The organism is Streptomyces sp. CA-250714, assembly GCF_050936705.1.
GTDB lineage: Bacteria > Actinomycetota > Actinomycetes > Streptomycetales > Streptomycetaceae > Streptomyces.
This window is the reverse complement of the sequence record NZ_JBNJMI010000002.1, coordinates 1,014,430-1,033,122: the sequence shown is the minus strand read 5'-3', so window position 1 is coordinate 1,033,122 and position 18,693 is coordinate 1,014,430. Positions and strand designations below refer to the sequence as shown.

Below are 18,693 nucleotides of genomic sequence, written 5' to 3'. Positions count from 1 at the left end.
CGACACGGCAGCCGCCGATGCACTCGCGTAACCGCACTTGTACGGAACGCGTACGGAGCGATGGAACCCGTACGGTGCGGGGACTCCCACGCAGGGCGTCCGGTGCGTCACCGGCTGCCGATCTCGCGTCGCAAGGGGATCGATGACTGACTATGGCCGGGGACATGGCTCCCAACCGTGGCACCCTGACGACCCCCTCTACGGGGATCAGGAGTGGGACGGTGGCCGGCAGCCCGAGTACCAGGGTGGCTGGAACGAGGCCCCTCAACAGGGGGAGTATTCCGGCCACCCCGGCCCCCAGCAGTACGCGGAGCAGCAGTACCCGCACCCGCAGCAGCAGTACGGTCACAACGGCTGGGACGGCACCCAGCAGAACGTCCCCGGCGCCGCGCAGCAGTACGACCCCTCGTACGCGGCCCAGCACCCCGCCGGACACCCGGCCGACCCGTACGGCACCGGGGAGTACCCCACCGGCGGGCACTACACGGAGTACCCGAGCGGGGAGTACAGCACGGGGGAGTACGCGACCGGCGAGTACCACACGGGCGAGTACGCGACGGGTGAGTACAGCACCGGCGAATACCCGACCGGGGAGTACCACACCGGTGGGTATCCGAACGCGAACTACAGCACGGGGGAGTACCCCACCGGCGGGCACTACACGGAGTACCCCAGCGGCGAGTACAGCACCGGCACTTACCCCACCGGGGAGTACCACACCGGCGAATACCCGACGGGTGGGTACAACACCGGCGAACACCCCGGCTACTACGCGCAGCAGGGCGGCTACCCGGCCGGAAATCCCCAAGTGCACCCGCAGCAGGCCCCCGTGCCCGGACCGCGGCAGGCACCGGCGCCGGCGGCCGATCCGACGCCCGACCCGGAGACCGGCTGGGACCCGGGCCCCGACCAGGGCGAGTACGCCTTCTTCCAGCGGGACCGCGACGACGAACTGCCCGAGGACGACTACGACGAGTACGACGACCGTGGCCGCCGCGGGCGTGAGAGCGGCGGCAAGGCCAGGCGCGGGCGCGGCTGCGGACTCGTCATCTCCGCGGCTCTGGTCGCCGGGGTCGGGGTCGTCGGGTACTTCGGCTACGACTTCTACCAGACCCACTTCGGCCCGGCCCCCGACTACGCGGGGGACGGCACCGGCGAGGTGATGGTCGACATCCCGGACGGCGCATCGCTCGCCGACATGGGAGCGGTCCTCCAGAAGGAAGGCGTCGTCAAGAGCCCCGGCGCCTTCGTCGAGGCGGCCGACGGCAACCAGAAGGCCCAGAGCATCCAGGCCGGTACGTACACCCTGCGCAAGAAGATGTCCGGGGCCAGCGCCGTCGCGATGATGCTCGACCCGGCCAGCCAGAACGGCATCATCGTCGCCGAGGGCTGGCGTGCCACCCGGATCTACGCGGAGATCGACAAGAAGCTCGGCGTCGCCAAGGGCACCACCAAGAAGGCCGCCAAGTCCGGCGGTCTCGGCCTGCCCAAGTGGGCACACGGCAAGCCGGAAGGTTTCCTCTTCCCCTCCAAGTACAGCGTCGGCAAGAGCAGCAAGCCCAAGGACGTACTGCGGCAGATGGTCAAGCGGGCGGAGTCCGAGTACGCCAGGACAGGGCTGGAGGAGAAGGCCAAGGAGACCGGCAAGACCCCGGAGCAGATCATCACCATCGCCTCGCTCGTCCAGGCGGAGGCCCAGGAAGACGACGAGTTCGGCAAGGTCTCCCGCGTCATCTACAACCGGCTCGACAAGGACATGCAGCTCGGCTTCGACTCCACCATCAACTACGCGATGGGCCGCTCCACGCTGAACACCTCGGTCGCCGACACCAAGTACCCCTCCCCGTACAACACTTACCTGCACAAGGGCCTCCCGCCCGGCCCCATCGGCAACCCCGGGCACCAGGCGATAGAGGCGGCGCTCAAGCCGACCAAGGGCAACTGGCTGTACTTCGTCACGGTCGAGCCCGGCGACACCCGGTTCACCGACGATCCGCGCGAACACCAGAAGAATGTCGAAGACTTCAACAGAAACCAGCGCAAGTAAGGAGAACGGCGGCTGATGCCATCCACCCCCTCGCCGGAGGCCAGGCGCGCCGCCGTCCTCGGTTCGCCGGTCGCGCACTCCCTCTCCCCGGTGCTCCATCGGGCCGCCTATGCCGAACTCGGCCTCGACGGCTGGACGTACGACCGCTACGAGGTGGACGAACAGGGCATCGCGGACTTCCTCGCCGGCCTCGGCAAGCAGGACGAGGGGCATCCGCGGCAGTGGGCGGGGCTCTCCCTCACCATGCCGCTGAAGCGTGCCGTCATCCCGCTGCTCGACGAGATCAGTGAGACCGCCGCCTCGGTGGAGGCCGTCAACACGGTGCTGTTCACCGAGGACGGGCGCCGCACCGGGGACAACACCGACATCCCCGGCATGATCGCCGCACTGGAGGAGCGCGGTATCCGCTCCGTCGAGAGCGCCGCCGTGCTGGGCGCGGGCGCCACGGCGTCCTCCGCGCTGGCCGCCCTCGCCCGGATCTGCGAGGGCGAGGTCACCGCCTATGTACGGAGCGAGGAGCGGGGCCGCGAGATGCGGGGCTGGGGGGAACGGCTCGGGGTCGCCGTGCGGACGGCCGACTGGACGCGGGCTGCCGAGGGGCTGCGCGCCCCCCTGGTCATCTCCACCACACCCGCGGGCGCCACCGACGGACTCGCCCAGGCCGTGCCCGCCTCGGGCGGCACCCTCTTCGACGTTCTCTACGACCCCTGGCCGACCGCCCTGGCCGCCGCTTGGAACGGTGCCGTCATCGGCGGCCTCGACCTGCTGGTGCACCAGGCCGTGCTCCAGGTCGAGCTGATGACGGGGCGTCGCCCCGCGCCGCTGGCCGCCATGCGCGCCGCCGGTGAAGCCGAGCTGCGGGCCCGCGCCATGTGAGCCGGCACCACCGCTGCCGCTCACATTCCGAGACGGGGCGGGCTTGGGGGAAGGGCGCTCCCAGCGGCATGGGAGGATCGGACACAGGACTGTGGACGGGCCGCAAGACGGCCGAGAGGAGCACCGTTGAGCAGGTTGCGCTGGCTGACCGCAGGGGAGTCGCACGGCCCCGCACTCGTGGCAACCCTGGAGGGCCTCCCCTCCGGTGTCCCGGTGACCACCGACATGGTCGCCGACGAGCTGGCCCGCCGCCGCCTCGGCTACGGCCGCGGCGCCCGGATGAAGTTCGAGCGCGACGAGGTCACCTTTCTCGGCGGAGTCCGCCACGGCCGCACCCTGGGCTCGCCGGTCGCCATCATGGTCGGCAACACCGAGTGGCCCAAGTGGGAGCAGGTGATGGCGGCCGACCCGGTCGACCCCGCGGAGCTGGAGCAGCTGGCCCGTAACGCCCCGCTCACCCGGCCCCGGCCCGGCCACGCCGATCTGGCGGGGATGCAGAAGTACGGCTTCGACGAGGCCCGCCCGATCCTGGAACGCGCCTCGGCGCGGGAGACCGCGGCGCGGGTCGCGCTCGGCACCGTCGCACGCTCCTTCCTCAAGGAGACGGCCGGCATTGAGATCGTCTCGCACGTGGTGGAGCTGGGCGCGGCGAAGGCCCCGTACGGCACGGTTCCGGAGCCCGGAGACGTGGCGCGGCTGGACGCCGCCCCGGTGCGCTGCCTGGACGCCGAGGCGAGCGAGGCGATGGTCGCCGAGATCGACCAGGCCCACAAGGACGGCGACACCCTCGGCGGTGTAGTGGAGGTCGTGGCGCACGGTGTGCCCGTCGGGCTGGGCTCGCATGTGCACTGGGACCGGCGGCTCGACTCGCGGCTGGCCGGAGCGCTCATGGGAATCCAGGCCATCAAGGGCGTGGAGCTGGGCGACGGCTTCGGTCTCGCCCGGGTGCCCGGCTCGCAGGCGCACGACGAGATCCTGCCGACCCCGGAGGGCATCCGCCGCGCTTCCGGGCGCAGCGGCGGCACCGAGGGCGGCCTGACCACCGGTGAACTGCTGCGCGTACGGGCCGCGATGAAGCCGATCGCGACCGTGCCGCGCGCCCTGGCCACCGTCGACGTCCGTACCGGCGAGGCCGACAAGGCGCACCACCAGCGCTCCGACGTGTGCGCCGTACCGGCCGCCGGGATCGTCGCCGAGGCGATGGTGGCGCTGGTGCTGGCGGACGCGGTGGCCGAGAAGTTCGGCGGCGACAGCGTCGCCGAGACCGCCCGCAACGTGCGCGGCTTCCTCGACAACCTGGAGATCAGGTGACCGGGCCCGTCATCGTGCTCGTCGGCCCCATGGGGGTCGGCAAGTCGACCGTCGGCGCGATCCTCGCCGAGCGGCTCGGTGTGACCTGCCGCGACACCGACCAGGACATCGTGGAACAGACCGGCAAGCCCATCTCCGAGATCTTCCTGGACGAGGGCGAGCCGCACTTCCGCGAGCTCGAACGGGCCGCCGTACGTACGGCGCTGGCCGAACACACGGGAGTGCTCGCGCTCGGCGGCGGCGCCGTACTCGCCGAGGAGACCAGGGCGCTGCTGGCCGGACGCCCGGTCGTCTTCCTGGAGATGGGCCTGACCGAGGCCGTCAAGCGCGTCGGCCTGGACGCTCCCCGCCCGCTGCTCGTCATCAATCCGCGCCAGCAGTGGCGCAAGCTGATGGAGGAGCGCAGGCCGCTCTACACCGAGGTGGCCCGCGTCGTCGTGAGCACCGAGGACCGCACGCCCGACCAGGTCGCCGACGAGATCCTCGCCGCCCTGGAGCTACCGTCCACCCAGTCGGAGAAGCAGCAATGACCACTCAGGACCCTGCCGTGACCCGTATCGCCGTCGGTGGCACGGCGGGCACGGCCCCCTACGACGTGCTCGTCGGACGGCAGCTCCTCGGCGAACTCCCCGGCCTCATCGGCACCGAAGCGCAGCGGGTCGCCGTACTGCACCCCGAGGCGCTCGCCTCCACCGGAGAGGCGCTGCGCGAGGATCTGGCGGGCCAGGGGTACGAGGCCATCGCCGTTCAGCTGCCCAACGCGGAGGAGGCCAAGACCGCCGAGGTCGCCGCCTACTGCTGGAAGGCGCTGGGCCAGACCGGATTCACCCGTACCGATGTGATCGTCGGCGTCGGGGGAGGGGCCACCACCGATGTGGCCGGGTTCGTCGCGGCGACCTGGCTGCGCGGGGTGCGCTGGATCGCGGTGCCGACCACGGTGCTGAGCATGGTGGACGCGGCGGTCGGCGGCAAGACCGGCATCAACACCGCGGAGGGCAAGAACCTCGTGGGTGCCTTCCATCCGCCCGCCGGGGTGCTGTGCGATCTGGCGGCGCTGGATTCGCTGGGCGTGCACGACTACGTCAGCGGTCTCGCGGAGATCATCAAGGCGGGCTTCATCGCCGACCCGGCCATCCTGGAGCTGATCGAGTCCGATCCGCAGGCCGCGCGTTCCCCTCAGGGGCCGCACACCGCCGAGCTGATCGAGCGCTCGATCCGGGTGAAGGCCGAGGTCGTCTCCGAGGACCTGAAGGAGTCGGGCCGCCGCGAGATCCTCAACTACGGGCACACCCTCGGCCACGCCATCGAGAAGAACGAGCGCTACAACTGGCGGCACGGCGCGGCCGTTTCGGTCGGTATGGTCTTCGCCGCCGAGCTGGGCCGGATCGCGGGACGGCTGGACGACGCGACGGCCGACCGGCACCGCACGGTGCTGGAGTCGGTCGGACTGCCCGTCACCTACCGCGGTGACCAGTGGCCCAAGCTGCTGGAGACCATGAAGGTCGACAAGAAGTCGCGCGGGAACCGGCTGCGCTTCATCGTGCTGGAGGGGCTCGCCAAGCCGGCCGTCCTGGAGAGCCCCGACCCCGCCATGCTGCTGGCGGCACACGCCGAGATCGCCGCCTGAGCCCTGCCGGGCTTGCCCCGCGGCGTCCGCGCGACGAAGCCCGCAGACCGCGGACGGCAGACGGGGCAGCCCCGCACCGGAATGCGGTCCCAGGTCCGCGGGCACTCGGGAGCGGACCCGCCCGTTCACACGGAGACGGTCGGGGAAGGTACCGTCAGTATTCGCACAACACCTGGCGTTGCGTTGCAGCGCCTTCACACGTGGGACGGAGTTGGGGTCCGGATGCAGCACAGCGGTGCCCAAGGCGCCTACGGAGGCTTCGGGGCACAGTGGTCCGCACCCCCGCCGGCCCCCGGCGCCCGCTCGGCACAGGGCCCGGCCCACCAGCCGCCGCACCCCCACCCGCAGGCACCGCCGCCGCGCCCGCACACCCAGGCCCCTCCGGCACAGCCGCCGCATCCGCAGCCCCAGCCCCACCCGCACGCTCCGGCACCCCAGCCACCACAGCCCCCGCACCAACCGCCGCAGCCACCCCAGCAGCACCCGCGCCCCGCCCCGGCCCAGCCGCCTGCAAACCCCGGCACCGGCACCCACGTGCCGCCCCCCGGCGCGCCCCCGCAGCCGGGCAGCGGTGCGCCCACCGGTGAGTCGACGGGCCACGTCAAGCTGCCGCCGGGCGCCCCCGTCCAGGTCCCGGCGCCCGGCGCGACACCGGCCCAGCTGGACGCCACCCGTGCTGCCGTCGCCGTGCTGCTGATCGGCCCGGCGGGCGCCGGGAAGACGACCGTGGCGCGCTACTGGGCGGACCACCGTGCGGTGCCCACGGCCCACATCAGCCTCGACGACGTACGCGAGTGGGTGCGCTCCGGCTTCGCCGACCCGCAGGCGGGCTGGAACGAGAACTCCGAGGCCCAGTACCGCCTCGCCCGCCGCACCTGCGGCTTCGCGGCCCGCAACTTCCTGGCCAACGGCATCTCCTGCATCCTGGACGACGCCGTCTTCCCCGACTGGCCCGTGATCGGCCTCGGCGGCTGGAAGCGGCACGTGGGCCCCGGGCTGATCCCGGTGGTGCTGCTGCCCGGCCTAGACATCGTTCTGGAGCGGAACGCGGAGCGTACGGGCAACAGGCGGCTCTCCGACGAGGAGGTGGCGCACATCCACGGCCGGATGGCGGGCTGGTACAGCTCAGGGCTGCCGATCATCGACAACTCCCGGCAGGATGTGGCCAGCACCGCGCAGATGCTCGACAACGTGGTCGCGCGCAGCCTCGCCAGCCCGGTGAGCTGGTGACGGCCGGCAGCTGACCCGCTGCCGCGCGCCCGGGCAGGCGCCCACGGGCCCGGGACCGACAGCTGAGCTGACAATCCTCAATGCATCGCTCGCACGGCCGTGTCCGGGCGGCCGACAAGCCTGACGCTGCGTACCCTCGGCATATGTCCGAGGTGCATGTGTCCCGCCGCGCCCGGTTGCGCGACCGCTGTGCGGCGAGCACCGCCCATGACGGTCCCGCCGACGCGGTGCTGATCTCCCGTCCCGCCAACGTCCGGTATCTGACCGGCCGCGCGGCGCCCGGCAGCGTGCTGCTGCTCGGCCCGGACGGCCAGGACACCCTCGTCTCGGCGCCCGGGGAGGGGCCCGCGAACGGCGCCCACCCGGCCGACGACCTCCGCGAGGTCACCCTGGACATGCCGAGCGGCGCGTACGCCGCCGAACCGCACGGCGGCGCCCGGAACGACACCGCGGTGGCCGCCGCAGGGCTCGCCGAGAAGAGCGGAGCCGGCGCGCTGGCCGTGGAGGAGCACCATCTGACCGTCGCCCGGCACCGCGCGCTGGCCGCGGTGGCGCCCTCCGTGCGTCTCGCGGACCTCGGCCTGGCAGTGGAACAGCAGCGGGTCGTCAAGGACGAGGAGGAGATCTCCGCGCTGCGGATCGCCGCCGAGATCACCGACCAGGCGCTCGGCGAATTGCTGGAGTCGATCCTGGTGGGCCGCACCGAGCGGCATCTGGCGCTGGAGCTGGAGCGCCGGCTGATCGACCACGGGGCGGAGGGCGCGGCCCTCCCCACCTCCGTCGCCACCGGGCCCAACTCCGGACTTCCCGGACACCGGCCCACCGACCGGCGGGTGGAGGAAGGCGATTTCCTCTCCGTACGCCTGGGCGCACGCTACCGGGGATACGGCTGCCAGATCGGCCGTACCTTCGTCATCGGCACCGCACCCGAGGCGTGGCAGATCGAACTCTACGACACCGTCTTCGCCGCTCAGCGGGCTGCGCGGGAGTCGCTGGGGCCCGGCACGGAGTGCCGGGAGGTGGACCGGGCCGCACGTCAGGTGCTGGGGGCCGCGGGCCATGGCGCGGCGCTGGGTGAGTCGACCGGGCACGGGGTCGGGCTGGAAATCGGTGAGGACCCTCGGCTCTCACCTGAGGCCGTGGGTAAACTGGACGCTTGTGTGCCGGTCACCGTCGAACCGGGGGTCCATCTCCCGGGCCGGGGCGGCGTCCGGATCGACGACACGCTCGTCGTCCGCCCGCAGGCGGACGGCGGACCCGAGCTACTCACCATCACGACCAAGGAGCTGCTCGCCCTCTAGCCCCCACGGGGGCTCAGCCCACGGGCCGTCGGAGGCGCGGTAGCCGCCCTGGTCTCCGCAGCAGTCTCAGGAGATTCCGCGACCGTGGCATCCACGAACGACCTCAAGAACGGCATGGTGCTCAAGCTCGACGGCGACCAGCTCTGGTCCGTTGTCGAGTTCCAGCACGTCAAGCCCGGCAAGGGGCCTGCTTTTGTCCGTACGAAGCTGAAGAACGTCCTCTCCGGCAAGATCGTCGACAAGACGTTCAACGCGGGCACCAAGGTCGAAACGGCCACTGTGGACCGACGGGACATGCAGTTCTCGTACATGGACGGCGACTACTTCGTCTTCATGGACATGCAGACCTTCGACCAGCTCCACATCGACCGCAAGACCGTAGGCGACGCGGCCAACTTCCTGATCGAGGGCTTCGACGCCACGGTCGCGCAGCACGAGGGCCAGGTGCTCTACGTCGAGCTGCCCGCCGCTGTCGAGCTGGTGATCAAGCACACCGAGCCGGGCGTCCAGGGCGACCGCTCCACCGGCGGCTCCAAGCCCGCCGAGCTGGAGACGGGCCACAGCATCCAGGTCCCGCTCTTCATCACGACCGGCGAGAAGATCAAGGTCGACACGCGCTCCGGTGAGTACCTCGGTCGGGTGAACAGCTAACCGTGGCTGCACGCAACAAGGCCCGCAAGCGCGCCTTCCAGATCCTCTTCGAGGCCGACCAGCGCGGTGCCGACGTGCGCACCGTGCTCGCGGACTGGTTGCGGCTCGCCCGGACGGACACCCGGCAGCCGCCGGTCTCCGAGTACACGATGACGCTCGTCGAGGGCTACGCGGGAAACGCGGCGCGCATCGACGAACTGCTGTCCACCTACGCGGTGGGCTGGACGCTGGACCGGATGCCCGATGTGGACCGGAGCATCCTGCGGCTGGGCGTCTACGAGCTGCTGTTCGTCGATGACGTGCCGGATGCGGTCGTCATCGACGAGGCCGTCCAGCTCGCCAAGGAGTTCTCGACGGATGAGTCGCCGGGCTTCATCAATGGCCTGCTGGGCCGGCTGAAGGAGCTCAAGCCCACACTGATGCGGTAACCCTCTTCCGCCGCAGCGGCGCTCAGCCACAACGAAACGAAACCGGCGGTGCCAAGCCGGCCGAACCCGTCCTGCAGGAGGGGTTGCGGCCGGCTCGGCACCGCCGGTCTGCGCCGTGGGCTGCTCGCCGTCGCGGCGGAAAGAGGTTTCTCGGCGAAGGAGAGGCGACCCGAAAAGAGGGTCACACTTCTTCGTGCGAGACCGCCCGCCGGGCATCCGCGTCGAGGACTCCCCAGCTGATCAGCTGCTCTGTGAGCACGGACGGCGACTGGTCGTAGATGACGGCCAGCGTGCGCAGGTCGTCCTGGCGGATGGAGAGGACCTTGCCGTTGTAGTCCCCACGCTGCGACTGGATCGTCGCGGCGTACCGCTGGAGCGGACCCGCCTTCTCGGCCGGCACATGGGCAAGGCGCTCAAGGTCGAGCACCAGCTTCGGCGGCGGCTCCGCGGCCCCGCCCGGAGTGGTTCCCGGCAGCAGCTCCTGCACCGGCACCCCGTAGAAGTCAGCCAGCTCGGCGAGGCGCTGCACGGTCACGGCCCGGTCGCCGCGCTCGTACGAGCCCACCACGACCGCCTTCCAGCGGCCCTGGGACTTCTCCTCGACACCGTGGAGGGAGAGGCCCTGCTGGGTGCGGATGGCGCGGAGCTTGGCTCCGAGCTGTTTGGCGTATTCGCTGGACATATGGCTCCCCGGACGCTGTATCGCTGAGCGGCTGCGCCACGCGGTGTGCTGCGCCGCGCGCCTTCGCGCTTCGTAACTCACTGTGAGGTTACGCAGCGTAATGTGCCGCGTCAAGCCGAGGGGGTCCGAACGGCTGGCACCGCCCCCGCGCCGCCCGCTGAACGGCCCCTGGTAGCGTTGAGCAGCGACAGCAAGACGTCCTTTAAGGCCCGTCCCGTGAGGCGGGGAAGGAGGTCCACTTTTCATGGACGACAACAGCGCGAGCCTGCATCCGGCACGCCCCGTACTGGAGGCGCCGGACATCAAGCGGGTGCTCACCCGCATCGCCCACGAGATCGTCGAACGCGCCAAAGGCGCCGACGACGTGGTACTTCTCGGCATTCCCACCCGTGGTGTCTTCCTCGCCCGACGGCTGGCCGCCAAGCTCGAAGAGATCACCGGCAGCGCGGTTCCGGTCGGCTCGCTCGACATCACGATGTACCGGGACGATCTCCGGCTCGGCCCCGCGCGGACCCTCGCGCACACCGAGATCCCGGCCGAGGGGGTCGACGGACGGCTCGTCGTCCTCGTCGACGATGTGCTCTATTCCGGCCGCACCATCCGCGCCGCACTCGATGCCCTGGGTGACATCGGGCGTCCGCGCGCGGTTCAGCTCGCCGTCCTCGTGGACCGCGGTCACCGCGAGCTTCCGATCCGCGCCGACTATGTCGGCAAGAACCTGCCAACCTCGCAGCGCGAGACCGTCAAGGTTCAGCTGACCGAGGAGGACGGCCACGACGGCGTCCTGCTCGGCACCCGCGCGACCGAATCCGAGCACGCCGAAGGAACAGCACCCCCGCGCCACGGCACCGCGCCCGCTGGTTAGCCGCGTACCGAACCGGGCCGGCGCGCTGGTCCGGCGTATGCGCTCGGCGCGCGCAGCACCGACGTACGCCCGCGTGCCGCTCGCCACTGCCTGCCCGGGCGCACGCTGCCCGGAAGCGCACCCCTGAGGTGCTCTCCAGCGCGCGAGCCCTCGCGACGACCTCACATCCCACCCACGGAAGGCACCAGGCAACAGATGAAGCGTCACCTCATCTCGGCCGCCGACCTCACCCGCGACGACGCCGTCCTCATCCTCGACACCGCCGAGGAGATGGCCCGGTTCGCCGACCGGCCGATCAAGAAGCTGCCCACCCTGCGCGGCCGCACCATCGTCAACCTCTTCTTCGAGGACTCCACCCGCACCCGGATCTCCTTCGAAGCGGCGGCCAAGCGGCTGTCGGCCGATGTCATCAACTTCTCCGCCAAGGGCTCCTCCGTCTCCAAGGGCGAGTCCCTCAAGGACACCGCGCTCACCCTGGAGGCGATGGGCGCCGACGGCGTCGTCATCCGGCACGGCGACTCGGGGGCCCCGCACCGGCTGGCGACCTCCGGCTGGATCGGCGGCTCCGTCATCAACGCCGGCGACGGCACCCACGAGCACCCCACCCAGGCGCTGCTGGACGCCTTCACCATGCGCCGCCGGCTGGTCGGCGAGGAGGGCGCAGCGCTCGACGGCAAGCGGATCACCATCGTCGGCGACATCCTGCACAGCCGCGTCGCCCGCTCCAACGTGCACCTGTTGAGCACGCTGGGCGCCCATGTCACCCTCGTCGCACCGCCCACCCTGCTGCCCATCGGCGTGGGGAGCTGGCCGTGCGAGGTCTCCTACGACCTGGACGCCGTAGTGGCCAAGTCGGACGCCGTGATGATGCTGCGCGTCCAGCGGGAGCGGATGAACGCCGCCTTCTTCCCCACCGAGCGCGAGTACGCCCGCCGCTACGGCCTCGACGGCGAACGTATGGCGCGGATGCCCGAGCACGCCATCGTGATGCACCCCGGGCCGATGAACCGCGGTATGGAGATCACCGCCGAGGTGGCCGACTCGCCCCGCTGCACCGCCGTGGAGCAGGTCGCCAACGGCGTCAGCATCCGGATGGCCGTGATGTACCTGCTGCTCGGCGGCGCCGAGCCGGCCCTGTCCCGCGAGGAAACAGCCCACCCGTCACCCGCCACCACCCCGGACGGAGGCGCTGCGCGCCGCTCTGCCGTAGAGGAGAACAACTGAGATGACTGAGCAGAACAAGACACTGCTGCGCGGTGCGCGGATCCTCGGCGGCGAGCCGCAGGACGTACTGATCGAAGGAGCCACCATCGGCCAGGTCGGCCCCGGGATCGAGGCCCCGGACGCCCAGGTGGTCGAGGCCAGCGGCGGCATCCTGCTGCCCGGCCTGGTGGACCTGCACACCCATCTGCGCGAGCCCGGCCGTGAGGACTCCGAGACGGTGCTGACCGGCACCCGGGCCGCCGCCAAGGGCGGCTACACCGCCGTGCACGCCATGGCCAACACCTTCCCCGTCGCCGACACCGCCGGCGTGGTCGAGCAGGTGTGGCGGCTGGGCAAGGAGTACGGCTACTGCGACGTACGTCCCGTCGGCGCCGTCACCGTCGGCCTGGAGGGCAAGCAGCTCGCCGAGCTGGGCGCGATGCACGACTCCGCCGCCGGGGTACGGGTCTTCTCCGACGACGGCAAGTGCGTCGACGACGCGGTGATCATGCGGCGTGCCCTGGAGTATGTGAAGGCGTTCGACGGTGTCGTCGCCCAGCACGCCCAGGAGCCACGGCTGACCGCGGGCGCCCAGATGAACGAGGGGATCGTCTCCGCCGAGCTGGGCCTGCAAGGGTGGCCGGCCGTCGCCGAGGAGTCGATCATCGCCCGGGATGTGCTGCTCGCCGCACACGTCGACTCCCGCGTCCACATCTGCCACCTGTCGACGGCCGGCTCCGTGGAGATCGTCCGCTGGGCCAAGTCCAAGGGCTGGAACGTCACCGCCGAGGTCACCCCGCACCACCTGCTGCTCACCGACGAGCTGGTCCGCTCCTACAACCCCGTCTACAAGGTCAACCCACCGCTGCGCACCGAGGCCGATGTGATGGCTCTCCGCGAGGCGCTGGCCGACGGCACCATCGACTGCGTCGCCACCGACCACGCCCCGCACCCGCACGAGGACAAGGACTGCGAGTGGGGCGCGGCCGCCATGGGCATGGTCGGCCTGGAGACGGCCCTGTCCGTGGTGCAGCACACCATGGTCGACACCGGGCTGCTGGAGTGGGCACAGGTCGCCGACCGGATGTCCTTCCGGCCCGCAGCCATCGGACGGCTGGAGGGCCACGGCCGCCCCGTCTCACCCGGCGAGCCAGCCAACCTGGTTCTTCTCGACGCGGACTACCGTGGGCAGGTGAACCCCGCGGGCTTCGCCTCCCGCAGCGCCAACACTCCCTACGAGGGCCGCGAGCTGCCCGGTCGCGTCACCCACACCTGGCTGCGGGGCCGCCCGACGGTCGTGGACGGGAAACTCGTAGGAGCAGCGGGAGCAGTGTGAGCGGTGTGAGCAGTGTGAGTGCAACAAATCTCCCCCTGATCGGCCTCGCAGCCGAACAGAAGTCACAGCAAGTCACCGACTGGGCCGCCCGGATCGGCTGGGTCGTCGGCCTCGTCCTGTTCGTCGCGCTGCTGTACTGGCTGATGCGGCAGGGCTGGAAGTGGCGCGGCACCCTCCAGGGCGATCTGCCCGAGCTCCCGCAGTCGCCCGAGGACAGCGGCGAGCCGCTGCTGACCGCCACCGGCCGCTACCACGGCTCCACCAGCGCGGGCCAGTGGCTCGACCGGATCGTCGCGCACGGTCTGGGCACCCGCAGCCGCGTCGAACTGACGCTGAGCGGGCACGGGCTGGATGTCGTACGGCCCGCGGCACAGGACTTCTTCGTCCCCACGGACCAGCTGCGCGGCGCCCGGCTCGACACCGGCATCGCGGGCAAGGTCCTCACCGAGGGCGGCCTGCTGATCGTCACCTGGGAGCACGGCGGACGGCGGCTCGATTCCGGATTCCGCTTCGACCACTCGGCCGACCAGGCCCGATGGGTCGAGAAGATCAACGCAATGTGCGGCGACGACGACGTCGCGGCAATGCAGCAGCACAAGGAAGGCGCATGATGACGACCTCCGCCAGGGGAGCGACCGGAACCACGGCGAATCCCGCCCTTCTCGTCCTGGAGGACGGCCGTACCTTCCGCGGGCGCGCCTACGGGGCCGTGGGAGAGACGTTCGGCGAGGCCGTGTTCTCCACCGGCATGACCGGATACCAGGAGACCCTGACCGACCCCTCCTACCACCGTCAGGTCGTCGTCATGACGGCCCCGCACGTCGGCAACACCGGCGTCAACGACGAGGACCCCGAGTCCGCCCGCATCTGGGTGGCCGGCTACGTCGTACGCGACCCGGCCCGCACCCCCTCCAACTGGCGCGCCACCCGCTCCCTCGACCAGGAGCTGCGCGACCAGGGCATCGTGGGCATCAGCGGCGTCGACACCCGCGCCCTGACCCGGCACCTGCGCGAGCGCGGCGCCATGCGCGTCGGCATCTTCTCCGGCGACGCCTACGCCGGCAGCGAGGCACAACTGCTGGCCCGGGTGCGGGAGACCCCCGCGATGAAGGGCGCCGACCTGTGCGGCGAGGTCGCCACCCAGCAGGGGTATGTCGTTCCCGCCATCGGCGAGAAGCGCTTCACCGTCGCCGCCGTCGACCTCGGCATCAAGGGCATGACCCCGCACCGGATGGCCGAGCGCGGCATAGAGGTGCATGTACTGCCCGCCAACGCGAGCCCCGAGGACATCTACGCCGTCAAGCCCGACGGGGTCTTCTTCTCCAACGGCCCCGGCGACCCGGCCACCGCCGAGCACCCCGTAGCGCTGATGCGCAGCGTGCTGGAGCGCGGCACGCCGCTGTTCGGGATCTGCTTCGGCAACCAGATCCTCGGCCGCGCCCTCGGGTTCGGCACCTTCAAGCTCAAGTACGGCCACCGCGGCATCAACCAGCCCGTCCAGGACCGTACGACGGGCAAGGTCGAGGTCACCGCGCACAACCACGGCTTCGCCGTCGACGCACCGCTCGACCGCGTCAGCGAGACCCCCTACGGCCGGGCCGAGGTCTCGCACGTCTGCCTGAACGACGGTGTCGTCGAGGGGCTGCGGCTCCTCGACAAGCCCGCCTTCAGCGTCCAGTACCACCCCGAAGCGGCAGCGGGTCCGCACGACGCCGCGTACCTGTTCGACCGGTTCGTCGCGCTGATGCGCGACAACAACCAGCACAGCGCCAAGCTCATGGAGGACCAGCGTGCCTAAGCGCACCGATATCCAGTCCGTCCTGGTCATCGGCTCAGGACCGATCGTCATCGGGCAGGCCGCCGAGTTCGACTACTCCGGCACCCAGGCATGCCGCGTGCTGAAGGCCGAGGGCCTGCGCGTGGTCCTGGTCAACTCCAACCCGGCCACGATCATGACCGACCCGGAGATCGCCGACGCCACCTACGTCGAGCCGATCACCCCCGATTTCGTCGAGAAGATCATCGCCAAGGAGCGCCCCGACGCGCTGCTGCCCACCCTCGGCGGCCAGACCGCGCTCAACACCGCGATCTCCCTCCACGAGTCCGGCGCGCTGGAGAAGTACGGCGTCGAGCTGATCGGCGCCCGCCCCGAGGCCATCCACAAGGGCGAGGACCGCGACCAGTTCAAGGAGGTCGTCGAGGCCGTTCGCCGCAAGATCGGGCACGGCGAGTCCGCACGCTCCTACATCTGCCACTCCATGGACGATGTGCTGCGCGGCGTCGAGGAGCTCGGCGGCTACCCGGTCGTCGTCCGCCCCTCCTTCACCATGGGCGGCGCCGGCTCCGGCTTCGCACACGACGAGGAGGAACTGCGCCGCATCGCCGGACAGGGCCTGACCCTCTCGCCGACCACCGAGGTGCTCCTGGAGGAGTCCATCCTCGGCTGGAAGGAGTACGAGCTGGAGCTGATGCGGGACAAGCACGACAACGTGGTGGTCGTCTGCTCCATCGAGAACTTCGACCCCATGGGTGTGCACACCGGCGACTCGATCACCGTCGCGCCCGCCATGACGCTCACCGACCGTGAGTACCAGATCCTCCGCGACATCGGCATCGCCGTCATCCGCGAGGTCGGCGTCGACACCGGTGGCTGCAACATCCAGTTCGCCGTCAATCCGGAGGACGGCCGGGTCGTCGTCATCGAGATGAACCCGCGCGTCTCCCGCTCCTCGGCGCTCGCCTCCAAGGCCACCGGGTTCCCCATCGCGAAGATCGCCGCGAAGCTGGCCGTCGGCTACACGCTGGACGAGATCCCCAACGACATCACCGAGGAGACCCCGGCCTCCTTCGAGCCCACCCTCGACTACGTCGTCGTCAAGGCGCCCCGCTTCGCCTTCGAGAAGTTCCCGGCCGCCGACTCCCGGCTCACCACCACCATGAAGTCGGTCGGCGAGGCCATGGCCATCGGCCGTAACTTCACCGAGGCGCTCAACAAGGCGCTGCGCTCGCTGGAGAAGAAGGGCAGCCAGTTCGACTTCGCCACCCCGGTCTCCGAACTCGGCGACAAGGCGCAGCTGCTCGCGGAGGCCGAGCGGCCCACCGACGGCCGGATCAACACCGTCATGGCCGCCATCCGGGCCGGCGCCACCCCGCAGGAGGTCTTCGACGCCACGAAGATCGACCCCTGGTTCGTCGACCAGCTCTTCCTCATCAAGGAGACCGCCGAGGAGATCGCCGCGGCCCCCGAACTGAGCCCCGGCATGTTCGCCGAGGCGAAGCGGCACGGCTTCTCCGACGCGCAGATCGCCGCCATCCGCTCGCTGCGCGAGGACGTGGTGCGCGAGGTACGGCACGCGCTGGGCATCCGCCCCGTCTACAAGACCGTGGACACCTGCGCCGCCGAGTTCGCCGCCAGGACGCCGTACTTCTACTCCTCCTACGACGAGGAGACCGAGGTCGCGCCCCGCGAGAAGCCCGCGGTGATCATCCTCGGCTCCGGCCCCAACCGCATCGGCCAGGGCATCGAGTTCGACTACTCCTGCGTCCACGCCTCCTTCGCACTGGGCGCGGCCGGGTTCGAGACCGTCATGGTCAACTGCAATCCGGAGACCGTCTCCACCGACTACGACACCTCCGACCGGCTCTACTTCGAGCCGCTCACGCTGGAGGACGTACTGGAGATCGTCCACGCCGAGCAGCAGGCCGGCCCCGTCGCCGGTGTCCTCGTCCAGCTCGGCGGCCAGACCCCGCTCGGCCTCGCCCAGGCGCTCAAGGACAACGGCGTACCCATCGTCGGCACCTCGCCCGAGGCCATCGAACTGGCCGAGGAGCGCGGCGCGTTCGGCCGCGTGCTCACCGAGGCCGGGCTGCCCGCGCCCAAGTACGGCACCGCCTTCTCCTTCGAGCAGGCAAAGGGCATCGCCGCCGAGATCGGCTACCCCGTGATGGTCCGCCCCTCCTACGTGCTGGGCGGCCGGGGTATGGAGATCGTCTACGACGAGCCCTCGCTGGAGTCCTACCTGGAGCGGCACGCCGGACTGATCGAGAAGCACCCCGTCCTCATCGACCGCTTCCTCGACGACGCCATCGAGATCGACGTGGACGCGCTCTACGACGGCGACGAGCTCTACCTCGGCGGCGTCATGGAGCACATCGAGGAGGCCGGTATCCACTCCGGCGACTCCGCCTGCGCACTGCCCCCGATCACCCTCGGCGGCTACGACATCAAGCGGCTGCGCGCCTCCACCGAGGCCATCGCCCGCGGCGTCGGCGTCCAGGGCCTGATCAACATCCAGTTCGCGATGGCGGGCGACATCCTCTACGTCCTGGAGGCCAACCCGCGCGCCTCCCGCACGGTGCCGTTCACCTCCAAGGCCACCGCCGTTCCGCTCGCAAAGGCCGCGGCCCGGATCTCGCTGGGCGCCACCATCGCCGAGCTGCGTGCCGAGGGGCTGCTCCCGGCCGAGGGCGACGGCGGGGACCTGCCGCTGGACGCGCCGATCTCCGTCAAGGAGGCGGTGATGCCCTGGAGCAGGTTCCGCGATGTGCAGGGCCGCGGCGTGGACACCGTGCTGGGCCCGGAGATGCGCTCCACCGGCGAGGTCATGGGCATCGACTCGGTCTTCGGCACCGCCTACGCCAAGTCGCAGACCGCCGCGTACGGTGCGCTGCCGGACAAGGGCCGCGCCTTCGTCTCCGTCGCCAACCGCGACAAGCGCTCGCTGATCTTCCCCGCGCGGGAGCTGGTCGCCATGGGCTTCGAGCTGCTGGCCACCTCCGGCACCGCGGAGGTTCTCAAGCGCAACGGGATCAACGCGACGGTCGTCCGCAAACAGAGCCAGGGCGTCGGCCCCGCCGGCGAGCCGACGATCGTGCAGCTCATCCACGACGGCGAGGTCGACCTGATCGTCAACACCCCGTACGGCACCGGTGGCCGGCTGGACGGATACGACATCCGCACCGCGGCCGTCGCCCGCTCGGTGCCGTGCCTGACCACCGTCCAGGCGCTGGCCGCTGCCGTGCAGGGCATCGACGCCATGGCCCGCGACGAGGTCAGCGTCCGGTCCTTGCAGGAGCACGCCGAGCACCTGGTCGCCGCCCGCAAGAGCTGAGCCACCCCCGGTCCTCATGCGCTGG

The 18,693-nt window shown here is 70.9% G+C and carries 16 protein-coding genes; 15 read left to right on the top strand and 1 reads right to left on the bottom strand.

The features are described 5' to 3' along the window. Positions 1 to 142 precede the first annotated feature (142 nt). From mltG to nusB, 9 genes are all read left to right on the top strand, one after another. Positions 143 to 2,047 carry an endolytic transglycosylase MltG gene (gene mltG / locus ACQEU8_RS23500; RefSeq protein ID WP_433104238.1) on the top strand — a complete coding sequence of 635 codons (1,905 nt, stop codon included), beginning with the start codon at positions 143 to 145 and terminating at the stop codon, positions 2,045 to 2,047. 15 nt (positions 2,048 to 2,062) lie between these two features. Further along, positions 2,063 to 2,923: a shikimate dehydrogenase gene (locus tag ACQEU8_RS23495; RefSeq protein WP_433104236.1), complete on the top strand. Its 861-nt coding sequence runs from the start codon at positions 2,063 to 2,065 to the stop codon at positions 2,921 to 2,923. 126 nt (positions 2,924 to 3,049) lie between these two features. Further along, complete coding sequence (aroC, locus tag ACQEU8_RS23490; protein ID WP_433104234.1) at positions 3,050 to 4,234, top strand: chorismate synthase; 1,185 nt, start codon at positions 3,050 to 3,052, stop codon at positions 4,232 to 4,234. Next, the gene (locus ACQEU8_RS23485; protein ID WP_433104232.1) at positions 4,231 to 4,764 is read left to right on the top strand and encodes a shikimate kinase; all 534 of its coding nucleotides are present in this window, start codon (positions 4,231 to 4,233) and stop codon (positions 4,762 to 4,764) included. Before aroC ends, ACQEU8_RS23485 begins: the two co-directional genes overlap by 4 nt. Then, positions 4,761 to 5,861, top strand: coding sequence for a 3-dehydroquinate synthase (gene aroB / locus ACQEU8_RS23480; RefSeq protein ID WP_433104230.1), 1,101 nt, complete (start codon positions 4,761 to 4,763; stop codon positions 5,859 to 5,861). The genes ACQEU8_RS23485 and aroB overlap by 4 nt, the downstream gene beginning before the upstream one ends. A gap of 222 nt (positions 5,862 to 6,083) precedes the next feature. Then, a complete protein-coding gene (locus tag ACQEU8_RS23475; protein WP_433104228.1) occupies positions 6,084 to 7,091 on the top strand; it encodes an AAA family ATPase in 1,008 nt (335 codons plus the stop codon). Between the two features lie 143 nt (positions 7,092 to 7,234). Next, complete coding sequence (locus ACQEU8_RS23470; protein WP_433104226.1) at positions 7,235 to 8,392, top strand: aminopeptidase P family protein; 1,158 nt, start codon at positions 7,235 to 7,237, stop codon at positions 8,390 to 8,392. Positions 8,393 to 8,476: 84 nt separating this feature from the next. Then, a complete protein-coding gene (efp, locus tag ACQEU8_RS23465) occupies positions 8,477 to 9,043 on the top strand; it encodes an elongation factor P (RefSeq protein ID WP_433104224.1) in 567 nt (188 codons plus the stop codon). A gap of 2 nt (positions 9,044 to 9,045) precedes the next feature. Beyond that, the gene (gene nusB / locus ACQEU8_RS23460; protein WP_433104222.1) at positions 9,046 to 9,471 is read left to right on the top strand and encodes a transcription antitermination factor NusB; all 426 of its coding nucleotides are present in this window, start codon (positions 9,046 to 9,048) and stop codon (positions 9,469 to 9,471) included. Positions 9,472 to 9,652: 181 nt separating this feature from the next. Here nusB and bldD read toward each other — a convergent pair whose 3' ends face one another. Then, positions 9,653 to 10,153, bottom strand: a complete 501-nt coding sequence (gene bldD / locus ACQEU8_RS23455; protein ID WP_030407913.1) for a transcriptional regulator BldD — start codon at positions 10,151 to 10,153, stop codon at positions 9,653 to 9,655. Between the two features lie 244 nt (positions 10,154 to 10,397). Between bldD and pyrR the strand changes: the two genes are divergently transcribed. The 6 genes from pyrR to carB all read left to right on the top strand — a co-directional run bounded on the left by pyrR (position 10,398) and on the right by carB (position 18,668). After that, complete coding sequence (gene pyrR / locus ACQEU8_RS23450) at positions 10,398 to 11,018, top strand: bifunctional pyr operon transcriptional regulator/uracil phosphoribosyltransferase PyrR (RefSeq protein WP_433104219.1); 621 nt, start codon at positions 10,398 to 10,400, stop codon at positions 11,016 to 11,018. Positions 11,019 to 11,213: 195 nt separating this feature from the next. After that, positions 11,214 to 12,242, top strand: coding sequence for an aspartate carbamoyltransferase catalytic subunit (locus ACQEU8_RS23445; RefSeq protein WP_433104217.1), 1,029 nt, complete (start codon positions 11,214 to 11,216; stop codon positions 12,240 to 12,242). 1 nt (position 12,243) lies between these two features. Then, positions 12,244 to 13,557, top strand: a complete 1,314-nt coding sequence (locus tag ACQEU8_RS23440; RefSeq protein ID WP_433104215.1) for a dihydroorotase — start codon at positions 12,244 to 12,246, stop codon at positions 13,555 to 13,557. 5 nt (positions 13,558 to 13,562) lie between these two features. After that, positions 13,563 to 14,168, top strand: a complete 606-nt coding sequence (locus tag ACQEU8_RS23435; protein WP_433104213.1) for a hypothetical protein — start codon at positions 13,563 to 13,565, stop codon at positions 14,166 to 14,168. After that, the gene (gene carA / locus ACQEU8_RS23430; RefSeq protein WP_433108662.1) at positions 14,168 to 15,355 is read left to right on the top strand and encodes a glutamine-hydrolyzing carbamoyl-phosphate synthase small subunit; all 1,188 of its coding nucleotides are present in this window, start codon (positions 14,168 to 14,170) and stop codon (positions 15,353 to 15,355) included. The genes ACQEU8_RS23435 and carA overlap by 1 nt, the downstream gene beginning before the upstream one ends. Beyond that, on the top strand, positions 15,348 to 18,668 hold the full coding sequence (gene carB, locus ACQEU8_RS23425) for a carbamoyl-phosphate synthase large subunit (protein ID WP_433104211.1): 3,321 nt from the start codon (positions 15,348 to 15,350) through the stop codon (positions 18,666 to 18,668). Before carA ends, carB begins: the two co-directional genes overlap by 8 nt. The last annotated feature ends 25 nt before the right edge of the window (positions 18,669 to 18,693 follow it).

Excerpts from the sequence above, each read along its gene's own strand:
- mltG (WP_433104238.1), top strand. The coding sequence starts at position 143 with ATGACTGACTATGGCCGGGGACATGGCTCCCAACCGTGGCACCCTGAC.
- ACQEU8_RS23495 (WP_433104236.1), top strand. The coding sequence starts at position 2,063 with ATGCCATCCACCCCCTCGCCGGAGGCCAGGCGCGCCGCCGTCCTCGGT.
- aroB (WP_433104230.1), top strand. The coding sequence starts at position 4,761 with ATGACCACTCAGGACCCTGCCGTGACCCGTATCGCCGTCGGTGGCACG.
- ACQEU8_RS23475 (WP_433104228.1), top strand. The coding sequence starts at position 6,084 with ATGCAGCACAGCGGTGCCCAAGGCGCCTACGGAGGCTTCGGGGCACAG.
- ACQEU8_RS23470 (WP_433104226.1), top strand. The coding sequence starts at position 7,235 with ATGTCCGAGGTGCATGTGTCCCGCCGCGCCCGGTTGCGCGACCGCTGT.
- bldD (WP_030407913.1), bottom strand. The coding sequence starts at position 10,153 with ATGTCCAGCGAATACGCCAAACAGCTCGGAGCCAAGCTCCGCGCCATC.
- pyrR (WP_433104219.1), top strand. The coding sequence starts at position 10,398 with ATGGACGACAACAGCGCGAGCCTGCATCCGGCACGCCCCGTACTGGAG.
- ACQEU8_RS23445 (WP_433104217.1), top strand. The coding sequence starts at position 11,214 with ATGAAGCGTCACCTCATCTCGGCCGCCGACCTCACCCGCGACGACGCC.
- ACQEU8_RS23440 (WP_433104215.1), top strand. The coding sequence starts at position 12,244 with ATGACTGAGCAGAACAAGACACTGCTGCGCGGTGCGCGGATCCTCGGC.
- carA (WP_433108662.1), top strand. The coding sequence starts at position 14,168 with ATGACGACCTCCGCCAGGGGAGCGACCGGAACCACGGCGAATCCCGCC.